The organism is Gottfriedia sp. ABJ_BB2_2 (assembly GCF_055484705.1).
In genome coordinates this window covers 162,531-180,115 of record NZ_JBVFKR010000006.1, presented here as the reverse complement: position 1 = coordinate 180,115, position 17,585 = coordinate 162,531, and the positions used below count along the sequence as shown (strand labels likewise).

The 17,585-nt window shown below is 33.3% G+C and carries 16 protein-coding genes; 6 read left to right on the top strand and 10 right to left on the bottom strand.

Annotation, left to right across the window (positions count from 1 at the left end):
• Positions 1–262: 262 nt before the first annotated feature.
• Together ystJ and dnaE are read right to left on the bottom strand one after the other, a co-directional pair.
• The gene (gene ystJ / locus ACX6U0_RS14950; protein WP_464960678.1) at positions 263–1,495 is read right to left on the bottom strand and encodes an NADP-dependent malic enzyme; all 1,233 of its coding nucleotides are present in this window, start codon (positions 1,493–1,495) and stop codon (positions 263–265) included.
• Positions 1,496–1,633: 138 nt separating this feature from the next.
• Complete coding sequence (gene dnaE, locus ACX6U0_RS14945; protein WP_464960677.1) at positions 1,634–4,978, bottom strand: DNA polymerase III subunit alpha; 3,345 nt, start codon at positions 4,976–4,978, stop codon at positions 1,634–1,636.
• Positions 4,979–5,161: 183 nt separating this feature from the next.
• Here dnaE and ytrH point away from each other — a divergent pair, with 183 nt between their 5' ends.
• Together ytrH and ytrI are read left to right on the top strand one after the other, a co-directional pair.
• The gene (gene ytrH / locus ACX6U0_RS14940; RefSeq protein WP_088002864.1) at positions 5,162–5,497 is read left to right on the top strand and encodes a sporulation membrane protein YtrH; all 336 of its coding nucleotides are present in this window, start codon (positions 5,162–5,164) and stop codon (positions 5,495–5,497) included.
• Positions 5,497–6,000: a sporulation membrane protein YtrI gene (gene ytrI / locus ACX6U0_RS14935; RefSeq protein WP_464960676.1), complete on the top strand. Its 504-nt coding sequence runs from the start codon at positions 5,497–5,499 to the stop codon at positions 5,998–6,000. Before ytrH ends, ytrI begins: the two co-directional genes overlap by 1 nt.
• A gap of 46 nt (positions 6,001–6,046) precedes the next feature.
• Here ytrI and ACX6U0_RS14930 read toward each other — a convergent pair whose 3' ends face one another.
• A complete protein-coding gene (locus ACX6U0_RS14930; protein ID WP_464960675.1) occupies positions 6,047–6,985 on the bottom strand; it encodes a DHH family phosphoesterase in 939 nt (312 codons plus the stop codon).
• Between the two features lie 99 nt (positions 6,986–7,084).
• Here ACX6U0_RS14930 and ACX6U0_RS14925 point away from each other — a divergent pair, with 99 nt between their 5' ends.
• Positions 7,085–7,375: a YtpI family protein gene (locus ACX6U0_RS14925; RefSeq protein WP_464960674.1), complete on the top strand. Its 291-nt coding sequence runs from the start codon at positions 7,085–7,087 to the stop codon at positions 7,373–7,375.
• Positions 7,376–7,440: 65 nt separating this feature from the next.
• Here ACX6U0_RS14925 and ACX6U0_RS14920 read toward each other — a convergent pair whose 3' ends face one another.
• Together ACX6U0_RS14920 and ACX6U0_RS14915 are read right to left on the bottom strand one after the other, a co-directional pair.
• A complete protein-coding gene (locus tag ACX6U0_RS14920; RefSeq protein ID WP_464960673.1) occupies positions 7,441–8,760 on the bottom strand; it encodes a DRTGG domain-containing protein in 1,320 nt (439 codons plus the stop codon).
• A gap of 130 nt (positions 8,761–8,890) precedes the next feature.
• Positions 8,891–9,577, bottom strand: a complete 687-nt coding sequence (locus tag ACX6U0_RS14915) for a metal-dependent hydrolase (RefSeq protein ID WP_464960672.1) — start codon at positions 9,575–9,577, stop codon at positions 8,891–8,893.
• A 193-nt stretch (positions 9,578–9,770) separates the two neighbouring features.
• On the opposite strand from ACX6U0_RS14915, the gene ACX6U0_RS14910 reads away from it, so the two are divergent.
• Together ACX6U0_RS14910 and ACX6U0_RS14905 are read left to right on the top strand one after the other, a co-directional pair.
• Positions 9,771–10,865 carry a M24 family metallopeptidase gene (locus ACX6U0_RS14910; protein WP_464960671.1) on the top strand — a complete coding sequence of 365 codons (1,095 nt, stop codon included), beginning with the start codon at positions 9,771–9,773 and terminating at the stop codon, positions 10,863–10,865.
• A gap of 1 nt (position 10,866) precedes the next feature.
• On the top strand, positions 10,867–11,391 hold the full coding sequence (locus ACX6U0_RS14905) for a GNAT family N-acetyltransferase (protein ID WP_464960670.1): 525 nt from the start codon (positions 10,867–10,869) through the stop codon (positions 11,389–11,391).
• Positions 11,392–11,520: 129 nt separating this feature from the next.
• On the opposite strand, the gene ald is transcribed toward ACX6U0_RS14905, so the two are convergent.
• Positions 11,521–12,654, bottom strand: coding sequence for an alanine dehydrogenase (gene ald, locus ACX6U0_RS14900; protein WP_464960669.1), 1,134 nt, complete (start codon positions 12,652–12,654; stop codon positions 11,521–11,523).
• Positions 12,655–12,847: 193 nt separating this feature from the next.
• Positions 12,848–13,618, bottom strand: a complete 771-nt coding sequence (locus ACX6U0_RS14895; protein ID WP_464960668.1) for an SDR family oxidoreductase — start codon at positions 13,616–13,618, stop codon at positions 12,848–12,850.
• A gap of 312 nt (positions 13,619–13,930) precedes the next feature.
• Between ACX6U0_RS14895 and ACX6U0_RS14890 the strand changes: the two genes are divergently transcribed.
• Complete coding sequence (locus ACX6U0_RS14890; RefSeq protein ID WP_464960667.1) at positions 13,931–14,257, top strand: hypothetical protein; 327 nt, start codon at positions 13,931–13,933, stop codon at positions 14,255–14,257.
• Positions 14,258–14,272: 15 nt separating this feature from the next.
• Here the strand turns inward: ACX6U0_RS14890 and ACX6U0_RS14885 are convergent, their stop codons facing one another.
• From ACX6U0_RS14885 to ACX6U0_RS14875, 3 genes are all read right to left on the bottom strand, one after another.
• On the bottom strand, positions 14,273–15,121 hold the full coding sequence (locus ACX6U0_RS14885) for an EcsC family protein (protein WP_464960666.1): 849 nt from the start codon (positions 15,119–15,121) through the stop codon (positions 14,273–14,275).
• A gap of 156 nt (positions 15,122–15,277) precedes the next feature.
• Positions 15,278–16,465 (bottom strand): acetate kinase, encoded by a 1,188-nt coding sequence (locus tag ACX6U0_RS14880; RefSeq protein ID WP_464960665.1) that lies wholly within the window; start codon positions 16,463–16,465, stop codon positions 15,278–15,280.
• Positions 16,466–16,555: 90 nt separating this feature from the next.
• Entirely contained in the window at positions 16,556–17,545 is a 990-nt protein-coding gene (locus ACX6U0_RS14875) for a class I SAM-dependent methyltransferase (protein WP_464960664.1), read from the bottom strand.
• Positions 17,546–17,585: the final 40 nt, after the last annotated feature.

Below are 17,585 nucleotides of genomic sequence, written 5' to 3'. Positions count from 1 at the left end.
ATGTTATACACTTTTTGTTAACATTTGTCGATAAAATTCAGCTAAATTTCGTCATTCACAAATTTCTAAACCGTAGAATTTTGTAAAAACTTATCAATAATTAGCTCGTTAACTCACATACAAAAACCTTTAAAATTCAACGTTTTCTAATGTTTTTTTATCCATTTAAGTATTATAACAGATAAAAAAGGATAGTACTACACTACTTATTTTGAGCATTGTAATACTATCCCCTCCAAATATTAATATCTGGTGATAAAAACTATTTAATTAAAGCTAGTTTTTTTGTTTTTTCTTCGATTTCCTTAGGGTCCACTTTAATTCGTGCAACACCTGTTTCCATAGCAGCTTTCGCAACACTTGCTGCTACTTTTGGTGCAACGCGTGGATCAAATGGAGCTGGGATAATGAAATCTGGAGCTAATTCATTTTCACTAACTAAACTTGCAATTGCCTTTACGGCTGCAATTTTCATTTCTTCGTTAATATGTGTAGCTCGAACATCTAATGCACCTCGGAAAATTCCTGGGAATGCAAGTACATTATTAACTTGGTTTGGATAATCACTGCGACCTGTACCAATTACTAGTGCACCAGCTTCTTTTGCATCTTCTGGCATAATTTCTGGATCTGGGTTAGCCATTGCAAAAATTATTGGATTTTCATTCATTGAACGTACCATTTCTTTCGTAACTGCTCCTTTTACAGAAACACCTACGAATACATCTGCATCTTTAATTACATCTGCAAGGCTTCCTTGAATTCTGTCCTTGTTTGTATATTTAGCTACTTCATTTTTTACACTATTCATACCAGTTGGACGACCTTCATAAATAGCACCTTTTGTATCACACATGATGATTGAACGTACACCGAAACGATATAATAGTTTTAAAATTGCAATTCCTGCTGCTCCGGCACCGTTTAGTACTACTTTTATGTCTGCCATATTTTTATTAACTAATTTTAAAGCATTTACTAATCCAGCTAATGTAACAATAGCAGTTCCATGTTGATCATCATGGAAGATTGGAATATTTGTTTCACGTTTTAATCGTTCTTCTATAATAAAGCAGTTTGGTGCTGCAATATCTTCTAAATTAATTCCTCCAAACGTAGGCTCTAACAGCTTTACTGTTTGGATGATTTGTTCAACATCTTGCGTTGCTAAACAGATTGGAAACGCGTCTACACCAGCAAAACTTTTAAATAGTGCAGCTTTTCCTTCCATTACAGGTAATGCAGCTTCTGGTCCTATATTTCCAAGACCAAGAACAGCAGATCCATCCGAAACAACACCAACCATGTTACCTTTCATCGTGTACTCATACACTCTGCTTTTTTCTTCATAAATTTCTTTACATGGCTCAGCAACACCTGGTGAATATGCTAAACTTAATTCTTTCGCATTTGTAACAGGTACTTTTGAAATTGTTTCTAATTTACCTTGATGAACCCTATGCATATGTAATGCTTCTTCACTTAATAATGACAAACTGTTCACTCTCCCTAATAACGACGAGTTGAAATTCAATTCAACTGTTTATTTCTTGGAAACTTTATTTTTATAAAAGATGTCTTTATTTTTAGAATAACATCCATCTTAATAATAAATGATTTTAAAGAAAAATGTCTATTTCTTTAATACAACATTTTCATCTCCGACAATATTTTTCAACATAGACAGACATGTAACAGAAGGATTCACAAAGTATTGTTCAGATAATTGAACTGCTTTCTTTTCTTCTTCATAGTATAAAACGACCTTCGTATGACCCTTAAATTGTGCAATTGCTTGTTGTATTGTAAATGAAATGTTTTTATTAGTATGTCCACTTATTTTAATAAATAAAGTTAACTCTTTTTGGCTATTTCTCTCTTCAATTTCCTCAACTGTAAAGATTTCATTTATGATTAATTGCTTTCGCTCATCACGTTCATCTATCTTAGCTCTTACAACGACGACTTCTTTTTCCTTTAATTTATGACGATATTTTTCTAAAGTTTTTGGAAAAACAACAGCATCAATTAAGGTGCTCATATCTTCTACTTGTAAGAATGCCATTTGTTGCTGTTTCTTTGTTTTCATTACTCTTAAATCCCTAATGTACACAAATACAAGTTGTTCCTCTTTACTATTTTGGATCATTGATGTTATCGTTGCTGTTTTGCTTTCGTTTTGTAATTTCTCATATTGACTAATTGGGTGACCCGTTAAATACGTTCCTAGCGCTTGTTTCTCAAGTTCAAGCTTAATTGAAATTTTCATAGGTTCTACTTGGATTAATTGTGGTTTTGGTACAAAATCTTCATCCAAAAATAAATCGAATTGATCTTCATTTTCTGGTCTTACAATATCAACATAATCAAAAATAATATCAATATTGGCAAGAAGAGTAGCCCGGTCTATTTTGAACTCGTCAAAACATCCAGCAAAGATTAAGTTTTCAGTACTTTTACGATTTAAAGCCTTTGGAGATATTTTAATACAAACTTCAAAGAAGTCATTATATGGACGTTTTTGTAAAATTTCTCTAACAGTAGCCATTCCAATATTTTTTATAGCTAGCAAGCTAAAGCGAATACCTTTCCCCTCAACAACAAAAGCATACTGACTTTTATTAATTGAAGGTGGATAAATTGGAATTCCTTTTAATTTTGCTTCACCGATATAAGTTGAAACCTTCTCTTCACTTCCAATAAAACTTGATAATAACGCTGCATAAAATTGTAATGGAAAATTTGCTTTCAGATATGCTAATTGATATGCAATCATACTATAAGCAACTGCATGACTTCGGTTAAAACCATAGTTTGCAAATTGCACAATCAAGTCATATACTTCATTAGCAATTTTTTCATCGTAGCCTTTTTTTATAGAACCTTCAACAAAGTGAATTCTTTCCTCGTCCAGCACTTCTTTCTTTTTTTTACTGACAGCTCGACGAAGTAAATCCGCTTCACTTAAAGTAAAACCAGCTAAGGAAGATGCAATTTGCATAATTTGTTCTTGGTAGATGATTACGCCATAAGTAGGCTCTAATATTTTTTCCAGATCAGGATGAGGATAAGTAACCTTTTCTAACCCATGTTTATATTGAATAAATTTAGGGATTTGCTCCATTGGACCCGGACGATATAACGCATTTACAGCGACAATATCTTCAAATTGATTTGGCTGTAATTGTTGTAAAACTCTTCTCATACCTGATGACTCTAATTGGAAAACACCTGATGTATCACCTTTACTTAGAATTTCAAATGTCTTTTCGTCTTCTAATGGAATTTGTTCTAGTTGAATTCTCTGACCCGTTGTTTCTGTAATTAACTTACATACTTCTTCTAACAAGCTTAAATTTCTGAGCCCAAGAAAATCCATTTTAACTAATCCAAGCTCTTCAAGAATTTCTGCTGGATATTGAGTTAAATAAACACCATGATTCCCTTCCTGTAAAGGCACCACATTCGTTAAAGGTATTTCTGAAATAATAACGCCAGCAGCATGTATGCTTGTATGCCTCGGCAAGCCTTCTACTCTACAAGCTACTTCAAATATTCGTTTATGGATACCTGAATGGTCAACATGATTTCGGAACGCTTTTGATTGTTCGTAAACATCTTTTAACGAGATCCCAATTGTTGATGGGATTAGTTTTGAATACCGATCAATTTCAACAGGGGCTAGCCCCATTACCCTAGCTATATCTCGAATTGCAGCCTTTGCTCCTAATGTTCCAAATGTAATGATTTGAGCAACGTGCACATCACCATATTTTGCAGCAACATAATCAATCATTTCATCTCGACGATGATCTGGAAAATCTATGTCTATATCAGGCATTGAAATACGTTCTTCATTTAAAAAGCGTTCAAAAAGCAGATTATAATGAAGTGGGTCTACATTTGTAATATTTAAAACATAAGCAACTAGAGACCCTGCAGCTGAACCTCGTCCTGGCCCTACAGTAATCCCTTGTTCTAGTGCATATTTAATGAAATCCCATACAATTAGAAAGTAATCATCAAAGCCCATTTTATGTATAATTCTGAGCTCCATCTCCAATCGTTCCATATGTTTTTCTTCGATTACACCATAACGTTCAACTAAACCTTTTTCACAAATTAACTTTAAGTATTCTACAGTGGAATAAGACTCAGGTACTGGATACTTAGGCAATAACGGTTGATGAAACGGTATATCCACATCACATAATTGTGAGATTTTAACTGTATTTAGAAATGCATCCTCTTCTTCAAAAAATAAATTTTGTAATTCATTTTTCGTTTTAAAATAATACTCATGTGTTCTTAATCTCGGTCTTGATTCGTCTGATAATTTTGTAGCATTCTTAACAGAGAATAAAGCATCCTGGATCAGCGCATCATCTTTTTCTATATAGCGGACATCATTTGTAACAACTAATTTAACGTTCGTTTCATTTTGAAGCTGTTTAATGAGTGGATATAAAGTACGATCTTCAGGTAAACCGTGATCTTGAATACTGATAAAAAACTCTTCAAAGATGTTTTGATACTCTTTTACCTGTTGAACCGCTCGTTCATGTTCGCCATTTAGCAAATATGTTTCTATTTCTCCTTCAATTCCCGGTGTAATCGCAAGGACGTCTTGACTATATGCAGATAACCATTTTTTAGGAACGCCCAAGGGCGACTTTGTTCCGATAATACTAGTTAATTTTAGAAGGTTTTCATAACCTTTTAGAGATTTAGCTAGCAAAACTAATGGAAATACTTTTTGATCTTCTGTTAATATGGAAAGCTTTACTCCAATAATAGGTTTTATACCTGCTTTTCTACACGCATGATAAAAAGGAATAACACCGTACATGACATTTTCATCTGCAATAGCAAGCGCAGGATGGCCTTGTGTAACAGCTGCATTTATTAAATCTTCAATTTTACAAGCGCTTTGCAGTAGGCTAAACGAACTTTGAACCTGCAAATGAACGAAACTCATCTACACTCCTCCTTATCTTCCTTCTTTATATAATCTATTCTATCACAAAATACGAACTTACATTCTATTTTTGTTCGTAAAAAAATTCAGACAACGTTTCTATTCTTTATTAAAACATACATGAAACAATCATCATACATAAAACACTTTGTCCATATATATTTAAAGAAGGAGTGATTTATAATGGAGCTTAAATTACCGTTTATTCCAACGTTAATCTCAATGTACTTTATAGCACTTGGGATTATCATTGGTGGTGCATTAATAGGGTCAATTGGATACTATGTGATTGGGGAACCACCACTTAGTAAAATGTATGATTTGTCGATGAGTTTACGTATTTGGGCAATTGTTGGGGCGGTTGGCGGAACATTTGATACGTTTTATAGCTTTGAAAAAGGACTATTTGCAGGAGAAACGATTGAGTTTATTAAGCAAATATTTATGATTATAGCTGCAATGGGTGGAACACATACTGGAACAATCATTATTCAATGGTTCACTGGAGAGCATGTATAGTGAAAGCTCCACCAGAGAAACTTTCTTTTGGATGGGCTAAGTTTTTTGCCGGTATTTTTTTTGGCTCAGTTATTAGTTGGATGGTCTTCATTTATCAGTATGGCGTTACACAAGAGCAGCAGGTTAAAATTATTAATGAGCTAAAAGATGAAAGAAATGACCTGATACGCGATAACAATATTTTAATTGAAAACCAAGAAAGGTTAAATGAGGAAAATAAACGGAACTTAACAGTTCAGGAAATTAAAGTAACGATAATTAATGAAAAGCAATATAGCTTAAATAAATTCACTCGCTTTCAATTAATTGAAGATGTACAAAATGATTTAAGTCACTTACTGACGCAAGATATTCGAAGTGTATCAAGGAATCGTGAATTATTAAGAAGAGCAATTGAAAACAAAGTTTACAAGAAAGATGATCGAAGGTTTAAGCTTGAAGTCGATACAATTTACTTTGATACGACGTTAGAAATCACATTAAAAATCAGAAGTACAAAATAAAGAGAGGCATTTGCTAAAAAAAGGTTGCCTCTCTTTATACATCATATTATTGTTCCTCTTTACATACCTTTTTTAACTCTTCAACTACTTGATCCGCTTCTTCCCACGTGAAGACTTTTGCTCCAGAAGCAAGTGGGTGTCCACCACCATTAAACTTCGCCGCTACTCCATTAATTACAGGTCCTTTTGAACGAAGTCGAACACGAATTAAATCATCTTCTTCTAGGAAAATCACCCATGCTTTTACACCTTTAATATGACCAAGTGAGCTCACCGCTAAAGATGCTTGTTCAGAATTAACGTTGTATTTCGCCATTAATTCTTTCGTCATTCTAATATGTCCTACACCCTCTTCAGTTAGGCTGAAGTTTTGAAGAACATATCCGTTTAAATGAGCCATTTCAATAGACGTCTCATACATATTGTCATAGATATCATTGATTGAAAAATCTTTTTGGATTAACTGACTAGCTGCATGGAACGTTCTTTCTGTCGTACTAGAGAATAAAAATCTACCAGTATCACCAATAATTCCTGCATAAATTAAACGGGCTGCTTTGTCAGTTATGACAAGTTGCTCATTACTGCTCTCAGCAAGTTCAAAGATTAATTCACTTGTTGAGCTAGCAGTTGTGTCAACATGCATAATATCACCGTAAGGATCTACATTTGGATGGTGATCAATTTTAATTAGTTTTTTTCCAGTTGAATACCGAACATCATCTACTCGCTCTGTATTTGCTGTGTCACATACAATTACAAGTGCATCGTTATATGTTGCATCTTCAATATCATCCATTTGATATAAATAATGTAAAGACTGTGGTAATTCACCAACTACATATACATTTTTTTCAGGATAGCTTGCTTTAATCATTTCAGCTAAACCACACTGCGAACCAATCGCATCAGGATCTGGACGAACATGACGATGTAAAATGATTGTATCGAACATATGTATATCTTTTAAAATTTGATCTTTCATCGTTTTACCCCTACTTTCCATTATTTTAAAACTTTTGAAATATAGTTTCTATCAAGTTAAAATAGAATTATGTATTTGTTATTGAAAGGTGGAAGCTAAGTGGATAGCATCGCAACAATCGTAATTATTTCATTTCTATTATTCTTATTTTATGTTACCAAATTTTTCTTTACAAGCGAACTATTAACAAAAAAAATTGCTGGCTCTCGAGCTAGATTAACTTTTGGGTTGTTCTTGTTACTTTACGGAGTGTTTCAAATGATGTCAAAACTTGAGCTATTAACAATCGTAATTGGAATTGTTTTTATCATTTTTGGTTTTGCTAATCTATACAGAGGATATTTGCAAAATAAACATTACAAAGCAATTCAAAATAAACAAACAATGTAAAAGATACAGAACAGATCTATAAAATGATGAAAAGGAAGGGTATTGTTTTGCCCTTCCTTTTTAATTTAACGATCTAATAATTGCATCATCATTAATGCTTTTCCAACTAGAATTCCTTGTTGGTATACCTCAACATCAACTTTTCCAAATTTACGCCCTAGTTCTAATACTCTTGGTTTAATCTCAATCACATCATCTATTTGAACTGGTTGTACGAAATAAATCGTAATGTTTTCGACGATTACATCTCCATTTTTCTTCATTTCTCGAACAGCACGTTTTCCTGATTCAGTAACAATTGTAGTAAATACGCCATGTGATAATGTTCCAATTACATTTGTCATTTGAGGAGTAACATTACAACGAATAATCAATTCTTCACTTTTTTGATCCTTTTCATTATGAAATTGACTAGTAATAATATCATCAATTGTTTCTCCAACTTGTGGTTGACGCTGCAATTGTTGTAATGCTTCAAGTACGTCCTGACGGCTAATAATTCCTAGTAATATATTTGATGAATTAACTACTGGAAGTAATTCAATGCCTTCCCAAACCATCATTCTAGCTGCAGCTGCCACTGACATTTTTTCATTTACACTGATTGGGTGCCTTGTCATAACTTTATCAATTCGTTGAGATCTCTGTTCATGAATGACATCTTTTGAAGTGACAATCCCGATTAATTTCCCTCGATCATCTACAACTGGATAACGTCCATGCCCCGTATTCCGATTATATTCAAACCATTTTTCTACTTCATCAGTAGGTGATAAAGTAGATGTTTTTTCAAATGGAATTAATATATCTTCAACTAATACAATGTCTTTCTTTATTAGTTGATCATAAATTGCTCTGTTAATTAATGTTGCAACTGTAAAAGTATCATAGCTAGACGAAATAATCGGCATTTTCATCTCATCTGCTAGACGTTTCACACTTTCATCTGTATCAAATCCACCTGTTACTAAAACAGCAGATCCTTCTTTTAGAGCTAGTTCATGTGCTTTCACACGATTGCCAACGATTAATAGATTATTCGCTGTGATATAACGCATCATTGCATCAAGCTGCATTGCTCCAATAACAAACTTATTTAATGTTTTATGTAATCCTTCTTTTCCACCTAAAACTTGTCCATCAACAATATTAACGACTTCTGCAAAAGTTAACTTTTCGATATTTTCTTTTCGCTTTGTTTCAATTCGAATTGTACCAACTCGCTCAATCGTACTTACATACCCTTTATTTTCTGCATCTTTAATAGCTCGATAAGCAGTTCCTTCACTAACGCTTAAATCTTTTGCTATTTGTCTAACAGAAATTTTATGACCTACTGGTAGTTGTTCAATGTGTTCTAATATTTGATCGTGCTTTGTTGTCAATTGCCTCACCAAGCTTTCAATGGTTGTATTAATATTTTTATTAACTATTATATAACAATTCATACCATTAAAAAAAGCACGTTTCAACGTGCTTAATAAACTGTACCATAATTTTAACGCTTAATTTATATTACAATAATGAAATAGTTGTATTTGCTTCTTGAACAAAACCGTTTTTCTTTGTTAACTTTTCTAAAAATTCATTAGGGTCCGCTTGAATAGCCGGGAATGTATTGTAATGAATTGGCACTACTTGTTTTGCATTGATCCAATCTGCAGCTATAACTGCATCATCAATCCCCATTGTAAAATGATTGCCGATTGGTAAGTAAGCTAAATCGATTTTTTCGAATTCACCAAGTGTTTTCATTCCTCTAAATAACGCTGTATCTCCTGCATGATAAATCGTTTTACCTGCAATTTTTAGTAAAACTCCTGATGCAGGACCTACATTAATAATTTGTTTATTTTCTTCGTCAACAATACTTGAGCCATGAATTGCTTCAACTAATTTCAGTTTTCCAAAAGAAAACTCCTTTTCTCCACCAATATGCATTGGTACAACATTCACACCCTGCCATGAAATCCATGTTGCTAGTTCAACTGGAGCGATGACTGTTGCATTATTTTGTTTTGCAAGTTCTACCGTATCACCTAAATGGTCTCCGTGTCCGTGTGTAACATAAATATAATTTACTTTTATATCCTCAACCTTAATATTCGTATGAGGATTACCATTAATAAACGGATCAATGATTATAGCATCCTGCCCATGTTCTACTAATAAAACACTTTGTCCAAAATATGTGATATTCAAAAGAACTCACTCCTTTACATAAAATTATTTCTACCATATTTTAACAGATATTCTGTATTTTCAAAAACAATAAACCAAGTAATGTTGTTGTTATTTTACGACACTTATAACTAATGATAAAATAATGATATAAAACACTGTAAAGACTATTTGTTGAATGCAGTAAATTGCTTTTTGAGAAAGGATGTTACATATGGAACACCGTATACAAAATCTATCAACTTGGTTAAAAGAACAAGATATTCAACTAGGATTCATTACATCTACTGAGAATGTATTTTATTTAACTAATTTCCATTGTAATCCACATGAACGCCTACTAGCAGTTCTTGTATTTCCAAATGAAGAACCAATTCTAGTTTGTCCACAAATGGAAGTTGGACATGTAAAACACGCTGGCTGGAAATATGATGTGATTGGCTTCAATGACAGTCAAGACCCTTGGGATATGATTCAAGAATCATTAGCTAAACGTAATATTACTGTTAGTCGTATGGCAATTGAAAAAGAACATTTACTTGTACAACGATATGAGAAGCTATTACAACTTTTCCCAGGTGTACAATTCTTAGCTGCCGAAGAAAAATTACATGATTTACGTTTAATAAAAGACCAAGAAGAAATACGTCGTATGCAAGCTGCAGCTGGAGCAGCTGATTTAGCATGTCAAATCATTGTCGACCGTATTGCTGAAGGTAAAACTGAAATGGATTTAATTGCAGAAATGGAATACGAAATGAAGAAAAAAGGTTTTGCAAAAACTTCATTTAGTACATTAATCTTAACTGGTGCTAATTCAGCATTACCACATGGTAACCCAGGAACAAACGCAATTAAAAAAGGTGAGTTTGTTTTAATGGACTTAGGATTTATTGTTGATGGATATTGCTCTGATATCACTCGTACGGTAATGTTCGGAGAGCCTAATGAACAACAACGTGAAATTTACGAAACTGTATTAAAAGGTCAACTTGCTGCAATCGATGTAAGTAAACCAGGTGAGACTTTAGGTAATGTTGATCGTGCTGCTCGTAACATCATTGCAGATGCAGGTTATGGTGAATACTTTGTTCATAGAATCGGTCATGGTTTAGGAATCGGTATTCATGATTACCCTTCAGTAAATGATTCAAATACTGGCATTATTAAAACTGGCATGTCATATACAATTGAGCCTGGTATTTACGTACCAAACGTTGGTGGAGTCCGTATTGAGGATGATATCGTTATTACTGAAACAGGAGCTTTAACTCTTACAAAATTCCCTAAAGAGTTAATCATTTTATAATATGTGTCAAGTAGGTACAATAATTGTTCGTCAGGTATCCCCTTCAGATGTTCCGATAATGCACAAATGGGAATGTGATGATGCGATTGGTAGGCTAGTTGGAGTAGAAAAACCAAGAAGTCTTGAAGAAATGCAAAATGGCTATAAACAGTATTTTGAAGGTTTAAAACCAACGCTTCATTTGTTTACAATTGAGTATAATGGCCAATGTGTAGGCAGAGTCGAGCTTGGAAATCTTGATCAAGAAAATGGTCATGCCGCTTTTGGCATTCTCATTGGCGAAAAAGATTTACAAAATAAAGGCATTGGTTCATTCGCTATAAACTATTTATTAAATTTTGCTTTCAACAATTTACATTTAACAAAATTGTATGGGGAAGCTTATGATTTTAATGTAGCATCACAAACATTCCTTACAAAAAACGGTTTTCATTTAGACGGAATCCTAAGAAAGCATGAATTTTTTAGAGGCGAACATCGTGATATGTACCAATATAGTTTTTTAAGAGAAGAATTTTTGAATTAATAATAAAAGGTAGTTTCAAGTTTACTTGAACTACCTTTTTTACATTTTTAATGAGGGTATTGCTATCAAATATTTAATAAGAGTAAATAAAAAATCCCTTTCCACCATAGGAAAAGGGATTTAATTTAATTAGTTTGTTGATACAGAAGTACCTTGTAATAATGTAGCTGCTTCTTTAAACTCTAAACCGTGAGATTCAGCAACTGCTTCATATGTTACATATCCATCAAGCGTGTTAATACCTTTTAATAATGCTGCATTGTCTAGGCAAGCTTTTTGGTAGCCTTTGTTAGCAATTTGAACAGCATAAGGTACAGTTACATTTGTTAATGCCATTGTTGAAGTACGTGGTACTGCACCAGGCATATTAGCAACTGCGTAATGAACTACTCCATGTTTCTCATATGTTGGGAAATCGTGTGTAGTAATACGATCAGTCGTTTCAAAAATTCCACCTTGATCGATTGCGATATCTACTACAACAGAACCTGGTTCCATTGATTCAATCATTTCTTTTGTAACAAGTTTAGGCGCTTTAGCACCTGGAATTAACACTGCACCAATTACTAAATCTGATTCCTTAACTGCTTCAGAAATATTATATGGATTAGACATTAAAGTTGTAATTTGATGTCCGAAAATATCATCTAATTGACGTAAACGATCTGGGTTTAAGTCGATCATTGTTACATGAGCGCCAAGACCTACAGCTACTTTCGCAGCATTTGTTCCAGCAACTCCTCCACCAATGATTGTTACTTTTCCACGACGAACACCAGGAACGCCACCTAATAAAATACCTTTACCGCCTTTGTTTTTCTCAAGGAATTGAGCACCGATTTGAGCTGACATACGACCAGCAACTTCACTCATTGGAGTTAACAATGGTAATGTGTTTCCAACTTGTACAGTTTCGTATGCGATTCCAACTACTTTTTTATCAATTAAAGCCTTCGTTAATTCTGGCTCTGGAGCTAAATGTAAATATGTGAAAAGGATTAAACCTTCACGGAAATAGCCATACTCACTCGGAATTGGCTCTTTAACTTTCATAACCATATCATTGTTCCAAGCATCTTCAGCTGTTTCAACAATTGAAGCACCAGCTTTTACGTATTCTTCATCAGTAAAACCTGAACCTAGACCAGCTGCTGTTTCGATGAATACTGTATGACCATGGCCTACTAAATTCATTACTCCAGCTGGTGTAATCGCTACTCGATTTTCATTATTTTTAATTTCTTTTGGTACCCCAATACGCATTTTATTTCCCCCTGAAATATAATTAATTCGTGCCTCTTAGGATGAATTCTATATTTAAAAATATAACACCTTTATTTTATCACAAAAAGGTAAAATGACCCAATGAAAACGCTTTTTTTCTAATTAAATTGTTAATTCACAATCTTTTGTACTATAATTTATGCTTCAATATTGGAATTGTCCCATTTATTCATTATAATGATTGATGCCTATATTTATGAATCACATCTAACCCACCAGTTATTTCGATTACATCACCCGTAATAAAGTCTGATTCATCTTTACATAAAAATTGAACCATTCTTGCTATATCCTCACCAGTTCCGAATCGACCAACTGGTGCATTTCCATTACCTTTTTGTAGTGCATCGATTCTAGAAGCTTCCTTCATTTCGCCATATATATCGCCAGGACAAATCATATTAGAAGTGATCCCATTTTCGGCCTCTTCATATGCAATTGTTTTAGTTAGTGAAACTAACCCTACTTTTGCAGCACTAAAAGCTGATCTGTAAATCCAACCCGATGCTGAATTTGCCCCTTGGAAACCATAATTGATAATACGACCAAATTTTTGTTCTCTCATGATTGGTATGATTTGCTTTAACAGATAAAACACGCTGTGCAAGTTACCATATAACAAGTATTCCCACTCCTCTTCAGAGTAGTCAGCCAGTTTTTTACGGTTAAACAGATAGGGTCCAGCATTATTGATTAAACAATCAATTCTTCCAAATTTCTTCATGGTTTTCGTCGTAATCTCTTTTAAAAATTCTTTATCAGTTATATTTCCTTTTAAAAAAAGAATTCGGTCTGAATATTCATTCCACTCTTCTTTTCTTTTGCTCATTGCTTCTTCATCTGAGAAATAGGTAACTGTTACAGAGTAACCCTCTTTTAAGAATGATTCTGTAACTTTTTTTCCTAACCCTTTCGTCCCTGCTGTTATGACAGCATGTTTCATATACTTCTTCCTTTCAAATCTAAATAACAACTTTTTTATGTTTTAAGACTAAAATGAGTATTTTTTTATTTAAATTTCATGCGTTTTATGTAAGTATCTATCTCTTCTATCTTATACAATATAGAAAAAATTAATTTGCAACAGGTATACTAGAAAAAATTAGATATGTAAGGTAAATATAACTTAGTTTCTGATTTATGTTAAATAGAATGTCTTCAAAAATGAAGCTGAGACTATATTTTAAAAATATCAAAAACAAATTGTTTCACTTATTTTTTTCAATGTATAATATAGTGTAGAGGGGGAGTACGGATGTTACAAGATTATTTTTCATTTGATGAACGATTAGGTATTTTTCTACCCAACCTATTATTAGACTGGGAAGAATACTCTCACGAACAGCAGCAGGCGATCCTGACAGAATGGGAATGTATTAGAGGCGATATTCCTGATCGCATCAAACGCCTTGAGTTCTCAATTAATCATAAACAAGAGCAATTAAATAATGAAGCTGATTTTGTCGTTAGCTGTAAATTAAATTCTGAAATAGCGGAATTGGCTTCCATTATTAATGATTTATGGATTTGGTTTAGAAGTAACCAACAGGTATCTATTGATGATATGAAGATACATGGATAAAAAGGGCCAACAGTGTTAAACTGTTGGCTCTTTTTTGATTCGTTTTGATAACAATCTATACTGATAAAAAGCTTTCGTGTATTCTAGAACGTTTTTAGTAAGATTTTCATTCCACTTGGCCCCAACAGCTATTCCAACTACAGGAACGCCACCAATTAAACGATTTTTTAACGAGTGAAGAATGAATAGCTTACTAAATTGTAGAAATAATGTTTGGTAAAAATCTTCTCCATTAAATTCACTGTCCCAAATTGCAAATACATCCTCATCTTCATGCTTCAAAGTGTCAGTCATTAGTGAATGCCATCTCTCATATTTAACTGGCGAAGGAAGTAAAGCACCTTGCAATACTTTTAAACAGCATTCCATTTCTAATGGAATACTGACGTCATACCCATAGCACATTGCAATTTCTTGGACAGTTTTCAAATTTACAAGTACTAATGCCGGCAAATCACAAAACATCGCAAGTTTAGAGCTTGTGCCGCTCATCCCACCTTGTACACTTGAAATAATGAGTGCTTTAGAAATCTCTTGCTCGGCTAAAAAATTCAGTTGACGGATTGGTAAATTCCTTAGGTCATTAATCTTCGTTATATCACTTCTTAATATCTGTGCTCTTCTTAAAATATCATGTTTCTTTTCATGGAAATGCTTAGAAGTTTGTAGTAAGGATTGTGAGTGAAAGAATGCAGTTGATAAAAAATCTTTAAAAGCATCAGAATATGCTTGTGGAATTTTTTGAAAAATATAAGAAGAGGATTTTTTAAACATCTGCTCAAATCGATTTGCGTTATTTTGTCTTTTCTCATTCATCCTTTCACTAATCTCTAACCAAAGATTTAATTCTTTTATACTGTCCATTGCCATCACCTCGAAGTATAAAAAAACGTAGAGCGCAAAAAAAGTGAACTCATAATAAGAATATGAGATCTTCTTTTTTTGTATGCTCTACGTTACATTAAATCATTTGACTATTTTTCATCTTATTGTTGCTATAAAAGAATGCTTTAGTTGATATTACATTCCAATACGAACAACGTCTCTTGCGATTACAACTTCTTCATTCGTTGGAATAACAATTACTTTTACAGGTGAGTGGTCAAAGCTAATAAATGCTTCTTTACCACGAATATTATTTTTACTTGGATCGAAGTAAACTCCCATAAACTCTAGTCCTTCTAATACTGCTTCACGAATTTCTGGACCATTTTCACCGATACCTGCTGTGAAAATAATCGCATCGACACCTTTCATACGAGCAGCATAAGAGCCTAAATATTTATGGATTCGACTTACAAAGACATCTTGTGCAATAATAGCACGTTTGTTACCTTCTTCTGCTGCAGTTTCAATATCACGTAAATCACTAGAGAAGCCTGAAATTCCAAGCATTCCGCTCTCTTTATTTAGTACTTCAAGTACTTCCTCTGCTGTTTTGCCTGTTTTTTCCATGATATAAGGAATTAGTGCAGGGTCTAAGTTACCTGAACGAGTACCCATCGTTACACCTGCAAGCGGTGTGAATCCCATTGAAGTATCAATAGACTTTCCACCTTCAACAGCTGCGATACTTGCACCATTTCCTAAATGACATGAAATAAGTCGTAATTCTTCGATTGGTTTACCGATTAATTCAGCAGCTCTAGCAGTTACAAACTTATGAGATGTACCATGGAATCCATATTTTCGAATACCAAATTGTTTATAGTATTCATAAGGTAAGCTGTATAAGAATGACTCTTCAGGCATTGTTTGATGGAATGCCGTATCAAATACTGCTACTGCAGGAATATTTGGTAAAATTTGTTTAAACGCACGAATTCCAACTAAGTTAGCTGGATTATGAAGTGGTGCTAAATCTGAAAGTAGTTCAATTTGTTTCTCCACTTCTTCAGTAATTAAAGCTGAGTCAGTAAATAACTCACCGCCGTGAACTACACGATGTCCTACACCGTGAATCTCATCGAACGAAGAAATAACTCCTAAACCTGTTAGCTTATCTAATAGCATTTTTACTGCTACAGAATGATCAACTATGTCTGTTACTTCTTTCATTTTTTCGCCATTTACAGTGATAATAAAAACACTATCTTTCAGACCAATACGTTCTACTAACCCTATTGTTAGTACTTTTTCACTAGGCATCTCGATTAATTGGAACTTTAATGAAGAAGAACCAGCGTTAATTGCAAGAATATTTGCCATGTTTCAACATCTCCTTTAAACATGAAACTGTTATATTTTTTTAATTAAAATCATTATAACACAAATAAGTTTACGTGTTTAAAAGTTCAATTATTGTAAATTTTCTTTAAACCATGAATTCATTTGAAGCATGATGTCTTCAACAGCCTTCATATTAGTTAACTTAGGGAAATCAACTAATAAAGCGTGTTTTGGCTTCTTCATATTTTCTGCATTTTTTCGGATAATTAATATGCTTTTTTGATGTCTTTCATCCTTAAAGGCAGATACTGGCAACTGTATTAATCCTTGAATCACACCTGTTTCATTAATATAGTTCTGTAAATCTTGAGATTGTTCAGATGTAAATAGATGATTTGGTACTAATCCGATGAAAAATCCTCCAGATTTTAAATAGTTCATACTCTGTTCAATGAATAAATGATGAGCAAACGACATACCTTCTTTTGCTTTTAGTGTATAAGCTTTTGCGCGTTCATCATTTGGATAAAAACCGATAGGTAGATCGCATACAACTAAGTCAACCGGATCGACAAATAGAGGTGCTAAGCTATCTTGATTAAATAGTTCGATTTCGTGACCTAATAAATTTCCGACTACAAATGCAATTCTTACTAAAACATCATCTACGTCTATCCCAACTGATTCAGTAAATTTATCCTTTGATGCATTTAGAATCGTTAATAAAAGATTCCCTGTACCGATAGCTGGATCTAAAATTTTCAAATCTTTTTTTCCATCAGTAAATTTTCCAACTAAATAGGAAACAATAAAGGCAATACCATCAGGTGTCATCTCATGATTTGTTTGGACACCTTGCTTCATTCCTTTTAAAATTGCTAGTTGAAAAGCCCGTCTAATACTTTCATTATCTTTTGACGTTTCATTGAACTGTTGGATCATTTGCATAAGTTTCTCTTGTTGTTGGTCAGTAATTTCTTCTTGTAATATTTCCCCTTCGAAGAAATTCTCGCCCGTTTCAATTAATGCTTCTAAATAAGATAACTCTAAACTGTCTTTTAATAATTCTGTAGATTCATCTATGTAATCAAATAGTTCAACTGATATTTCTTTACTCATTTATGTATTCCTCACCTTCTAATTTGTTCAATCATTGTTT

Coding starts and splice junctions, on each gene's coding strand:
- dnaE (WP_464960677.1), bottom strand. CDS start 4,978: ATGAGTTTCGTTCATTTGCAGGTTCAAAGTTCGTTTAGCCTACTGCAA.
- ytrH (WP_088002864.1), top strand. CDS start 5,162: ATGGAGCTTAAATTACCGTTTATTCCAACGTTAATCTCAATGTACTTT.
- ACX6U0_RS14930 (WP_464960675.1), bottom strand. CDS start 6,985: ATGAAAGATCAAATTTTAAAAGATATACATATGTTCGATACAATCATT.
- ACX6U0_RS14910 (WP_464960671.1), top strand. CDS start 9,771: ATGGAACACCGTATACAAAATCTATCAACTTGGTTAAAAGAACAAGAT.
- ACX6U0_RS14905 (WP_464960670.1), top strand. CDS start 10,867: ATGTGTCAAGTAGGTACAATAATTGTTCGTCAGGTATCCCCTTCAGAT.
- ald (WP_464960669.1), bottom strand. CDS start 12,654: ATGCGTATTGGGGTACCAAAAGAAATTAAAAATAATGAAAATCGAGTA.
- ACX6U0_RS14895 (WP_464960668.1), bottom strand. CDS start 13,618: ATGAAACATGCTGTCATAACAGCAGGGACGAAAGGGTTAGGAAAAAAA.
- ACX6U0_RS14890 (WP_464960667.1), top strand. CDS start 13,931: ATGTTACAAGATTATTTTTCATTTGATGAACGATTAGGTATTTTTCTA.
- ACX6U0_RS14885 (WP_464960666.1), bottom strand. CDS start 15,121: ATGGACAGTATAAAAGAATTAAATCTTTGGTTAGAGATTAGTGAAAGG.
- ACX6U0_RS14880 (WP_464960665.1), bottom strand. CDS start 16,465: ATGGCAAATATTCTTGCAATTAACGCTGGTTCTTCTTCATTAAAGTTC.
- ACX6U0_RS14875 (WP_464960664.1), bottom strand. CDS start 17,545: ATGAGTAAAGAAATATCAGTTGAACTATTTGATTACATAGATGAATCT.